Annotated in this window: 1 protein-coding gene and 5 pseudogenes; 4 read left to right on the plus strand and 2 right to left on the minus strand. The window is 58.8% G+C overall.

Annotation, left to right across the window (positions count from 1 at the left end):
• Positions 1 to 78 precede the first annotated feature (78 nt).
• A pseudogene (locus tag CO664_RS29840) lies at positions 79 to 213 on the minus strand (transposase domain-containing protein); the annotation flags it as partial.
• 626 nt (positions 214 to 839) lie between these two features.
• Between CO664_RS29840 and CO664_RS29850 the strand changes: the two are divergent.
• A pseudogene (locus tag CO664_RS29850) lies at positions 840 to 1,115 on the plus strand (transposase); the annotation flags it as partial.
• A 265-nt stretch (positions 1,116 to 1,380) separates the two neighbouring features.
• Here CO664_RS29850 and CO664_RS29855 read toward each other — a convergent pair.
• A pseudogene (locus CO664_RS29855) lies at positions 1,381 to 2,410 on the minus strand (IS110 family transposase).
• A 73-nt stretch (positions 2,411 to 2,483) separates the two neighbouring features.
• Here CO664_RS29855 and CO664_RS29860 point away from each other — a divergent pair.
• The 3 genes and pseudogenes from CO664_RS29860 to CO664_RS31525 all read left to right on the plus strand — a co-directional run.
• Positions 2,484 to 3,005 (plus strand): annotated as a pseudogene (locus CO664_RS29860) (transposase); the annotation flags it as partial.
• A gap of 207 nt (positions 3,006 to 3,212) precedes the next feature.
• Positions 3,213 to 4,298: a site-specific integrase gene (locus tag CO664_RS29865; RefSeq protein ID WP_234819738.1), complete on the plus strand. Its 1,086-nt coding sequence runs from the start codon at positions 3,213 to 3,215 to the stop codon at positions 4,296 to 4,298.
• Between the two features lie 161 nt (positions 4,299 to 4,459).
• Positions 4,460 to 4,849, plus strand: a pseudogene (locus CO664_RS31525) (tyrosine-type recombinase/integrase); the annotation flags it as partial.
• Positions 4,850 to 5,008: the final 159 nt, after the last annotated feature.

The raw sequence follows: 5,008 nt of genomic DNA on the forward strand, positions 1-5,008 counted from the left end.
TCATCATGAACAGCCGTTCGTTTGGACGGTCGGTTCCTCGTGCCCAAAGCATTGACAACGGACATCAGAGCGGTGTTCTCAGGCCACGGACTTAGTTTCTGGGTTATCGGCGTAGGCCCAAGGCAGTAGGTCGCCGAGCTGGCTAGTGGGGTGGCCATTGACGATCCTGGTGATCACGTCCGTCAGATAGGCCATCGGCTCGACGCCGTTGAGCTATGCTGTTTATGCCGACCGGCGAATTTTGCCGAGGACCTCTTCCAACATACCAGTCGAAAGGCGCTTTTCTCGCCGTTTTGGCTGGAGACTTGTCATTGATACTCGGCATAGTTCTCATGCTCAGAGGGGCATTCAGGAATTCCAGAAGCCGGTCGCTTGGTCGAAATCGCTCGGCCTTGGCGCGTTCGTACGGCTTCAGCTTTGCGGCGCGGAGTCCTTCAGTTCAAGATGTGCCATGAAGATAGGTCAGCGTCGTTTCCATCGTCTCATTGCCCAACCACAGGGCAATGACCGAGCAGTGACGCCCGCCTGTAGCAACTCCAGGGCAGCGCTGTGCCGCAAGACATGGGGCGATACCCGCTTTGAGCAAAGCGAGACGCAGTGCTCGCGCGCTTTGGCGACATATTTGTTCAGAAGTGCCTGCACACCGTCGGCGCTAAGGCTGCCACCGTAGACATTCGGATATCCGTTGCGCCTCGCTTCCCTGGTTCCTTGAGCCAACGCCGGAGGGCTTGCTGTGCAACCTTGGGGAGCGGCGTATTTCACTCTTTGCGGCCCTTGCCCACGCATTGCTCATGCGCGCCCTGGCCCAGCATTAGTCTCGGTCAAGATCGATGATCTCGGAGACCCGCAGCCCCGTTTGCGTGCTCGATCCCGGCTCCCGCAAAACCAAAACCGGGTACTTCTGGGCACTGGCGCGTGATGACCGCGCATGGGGCGGTGGCGCACCGCCGGGCGTTGCCTTCACCTACGCCCCTGGTCGTGGAGGACAGCATGCTGAACAGATATTGCAGGGCTTCACCGGCGTTCTGCAGGTGGATGGCTACGCCGGATACAATCGACTGATCGCGCCGGACCGTGTCGGTCCCGACATTCGGCTTGCCTATTGCTGGGCGCATCTATGGACGCCCCCGGTTTTGCAAGGAGTAAATTAGCGAAATTTGGCGATCGCCGCGGCTGCAGTCATCTATTCGGCCTCTCAGTGTATCACACCCTGTGATACCGGCCTTGATGGTAGATCCGCAAATCAGCGCCCAACCACGCGACGCGAACTCGAAGTTCGATGCGCCCAACGGGCTCTGCTGATTCCGGTTAACCCGGCTTTGCCATCGTCCGCCTTCTATCCTCGCAACCGCTTCGACCAGCGGTGGCCGAACTCGAGAATCATGCCATACTCATTGCCACCGGCGGGGTTGGGTGGTTGTAGGTCCCACCAAATCGGAGCAAGGCCCAAACGACACGTGCTGTCTTGTTGGCGATCGCGACTGCCGCAACGTTGGCAGGTCTTCTGTCTCTCACTTTTGCTAGCCAGGTCCAGGAACGACCTCTCCAACGCATGATTGAGCGACTGCCGTGGATGAGCAATCTTCGCAGATAACCATTCCCGCACTTGCTGATCCCACCGAGGCTCTCCTTGCCGCCAGTCAAATGTTGTCGCGGAACTAATCCCAACCAGGCCGCGAAGTGGCGGCCCGACTTGAAATCCGTGGGCTCTCTCATCGAGGAAACCAATGCGGTGGCGGTGATGACACCGACGCCGGGAATGCTCATCAAGCGCCGGCAGGCATTGCTGCTCCTCGCGACGGCAATCAAGTCGCGATCGATCTTGAAAAGTTTGGCACTGACTTCGCGAAGCTGGTAGGTATTGCAAAGCATGCCGAGCGACTGCCGGCAGCTCATCGCAGTCGGGGTCTTCTATCAGCTTGGTCAAGAGACCGATTTTATGTGACCGATTGGGGCCGATGATGCCGAACTCCGCCAGATGTCCTCGGATTCCGTTGATCAATTGGGTGCGCTGGCGAATGAGCATCTCACGGACCCGTTGAATTACCAGAACCTCCTGCTGCATCTCCTCCTTGATGGGAACGAAGCGCATTGTTGGGCGGGTGACTGCCTCGCAGATTGCTTCAGCATCAGCAGCATCATTCTTGTTCGTTTTGACATACGGTTTGACGTACTGCGCCGGCAGGAGGCGAACATCGTGCCCCATGTCACGCAGCAGCCGCGCCCAGAAATGCGAGCCTGGACATGCCTCTAGCCCCACTAGGCATGGCGCAAGTGCGCGGAAGAAGCTCTCGACCCCTTCCCGTTTGAGTTTACGACGGATCACCGGCCGACCGGAATTGTCGGCAGCGTGAACTTGAAAAACAGATTTTGCGATATCGAGACCGACAACACTGACGCGAGCTTCCATAATGAACCCTCTGGTTGATACGCCTCCATCATCTCTCGCGGCTGGCTCCGGCGGAAGGGGGTGTCCATACCATCATGCACGGCGCAAGCTGGTGGAGATCACCCGCACGGGAGCCGCACCGATTGCCGAGGAAGGCGTGAAGCGGATTGGCGAACTTTACCAAATCGAGGCCGACTTGCGCGGGCTGGCTCCGGAAACGCGCCTGGCTGAGCGACGGGAGCGATCAAAGCCGCTCATAGCCGACATGGAAACTTGGCTCACCTATCACCGTGTGCCCGCGTCGCTGCCAAATCGCCCTTGGGTGAAGCCCTGAAATACATCGCCAAATACTGGGATGGCCTGTGTCTCTTCCTGACCGACGGCCGCATCGAGATCGACAACAACAGCGTCGAAAGAACCATCCGGCCGATAGCTCTCAATCGAAAGAATGCGCTTTGCAGGGCATGACGCGGGAGCCGAGAACTGGGCGACCACCGCCTCGCTCATGGAAACCGCGTTATGCCGCGCGCGGCATAAGCAGGTTTATGCCGACCGTCGAACTATGCCGATTAAGCAAGTTTTTGCCAACCTTTTCTGTAGCATAGCGGTAGCCTAATCGGCATAGCGTAGGGTCTCTCCGTCGCAATTGACGCGAAGGAGAGGACGCATGAACGCAAGTGACTATTTGAAGCGCAGCGCCCTATATCGGAAGCTGATCCACGGTCCGTATCGGGAGTTTGCGCGCGTTTAGGCCGCCAAGATGTCAAACGAAGGCCTGGGTAGGCGATGCACCTGGCGGTCGCTGAGCCTGTTTCGAGACCTGATGGACTGGCACGTCGGCAATGGACATGATCCGCAGGATTTAAGCGAAGTTCATGTCGAACGTTTTCTTGAGCATCGTTTCAAACATTGGAGTCCCGACACGGGCGACCGATCGGCGCTCCGACGCTTGCTTTCAGCGCTACGGCAAGAGGGCTTAATACCGGCCGCCCTGCCAGTTGAGCTCACGGAGCACGAGCAGATTGTCGATGTATTCGCGGCATATCTGTCGAATGAGAGAGGGCTTGCCGCCTCGACGGTGGGAAGCCACAAGCTTCTGTCACATCGATTTCTGCTGGAGGTCTGCACTACCGGCGCAGATGGATTTGCAGCGCTCACCCCGGAGATCGTCATCGGTTATGTCGAGCGACATGCGCTCGATGGCTCCGCCGACAGTGGCGAAGCAATGTGCGGAGTGGTGCGTGCCTTCCTGCGCTACTTGCATTTGAAGGGCTTTATTTCCACGGCGTTGGCCGATTGCGTGCCGTCCATCCGTCGCTGGCGACTTGCCGGTCTTCCAACATTCCTGCCGCCGGAGAAGATCCAGAAGGTTCTCGATGCCTGTGATCGGACGACGGCAATGGGTTATCGGGACTATGCGGTTCTGATGATCCTGGCCAAGCTCGGTTTGCGCGCCAGCGAAGTTGCCACCCTCAAGCTTGACGATATCGACTGGCAGTCGGGCACGATCATCGTGCACGGTAAGGGGCGGCGGCAAGCAATTATGCCGCTACGTCACGACGTCGGAACAGCTATCGTGACTTATATTCGGCATGGGCGGCCAGCTTCAGCGTGCCGTCGACTATTTCTGAGGACGCTCGCTCCGCACGTCGGTTTTGCCTCCGGTTGTGCTATCACCATGATCGCCAAGCAAGCACTCGACCGGGCCGGCATTGACGGCTATGCGCATCACGGCGCCCATCTTTTCCGCCACAGCCTCGCGACCGACCTTTTGCGGTCGGGCGCCAGCTTTGCCGAGATCGGCCAACTGCTCCGCCATCGAAGCATCGACAGTACAAGGATCTATGCCAAGCTCGATGTTGAGAAGCTGCGTGAACTGAGCCTGCCGTGGCCGGGAGGTGCCCAATGAGCCGGCTTCGCACTGCGCTCAACCGCTACGTTGGCATGCGCCAAGGGCTGGGATACAAATATGACGGTCCGGCACGACGGTTGTCGGAGTTCGTCGCTTTCATGGAAGCCCGCGGCGCCGAGACAATCACGACTGATCTGGCAATGGAGTGGGTGACGTTGATGGGCCGGCAGCCGAGTTGGTCCATCCGACTGGCTGATGTGCGTTGTTTTGCCCAGCACCTCGCTCATTTCGACCCTCTGACGGAAGTGCCACCAAGCGACGCTGTGCCGCCGGCCCGGCGAACAAGGCCATACATCTATAGCGACATTGAGATCCAGGCGCTTCTGGCGGCGGCCCTGTCGCTGCCACCGGTCATCGCCCTTCGACGCTGGACATATCATTGTCTGTTCGGACTGATAGTGGTCGCTGGACTGCGCCATTCCGAAGCGCTCGGCCTGCTCCGGGCCGATGTCGATCTCGACCAGGGCATTCTCACCATCCGAGAGACAAAGTTCGGCAAGTCACGGCTGGTCCCGCTGCATGCCACGACAATCGCTGTCCTTTCAGATTATGCCGCTCGACGCGATGCACACCTTGGTACGCCACGCAGTCCCTATTTCTTCGTCGCCGAGCTGCATTGTCGAGCATCGCATCCGCCAGAAGCCGCTTCAGCTTCGTGTTCTCGTCCTCCAGCGTCTTCAGCCGCTTGGCTTCCGACACCTCCATGC

This window comes from Sinorhizobium sp. NG07B (assembly GCF_002532005.1).
GTDB classification, from domain to species: Bacteria; Pseudomonadota; Alphaproteobacteria; order Rhizobiales; family Rhizobiaceae; genus Sinorhizobium; species Sinorhizobium fredii_C.

What these genes read in the sequence shown, in the direction of transcription:
- CO664_RS29865 (WP_234819738.1), top strand. Translation starts at nt 3,213, where the DNA reads ATGGACTGGCACGTCGGCAATGGACATGATCCGCAGGATTTAAGCGAA.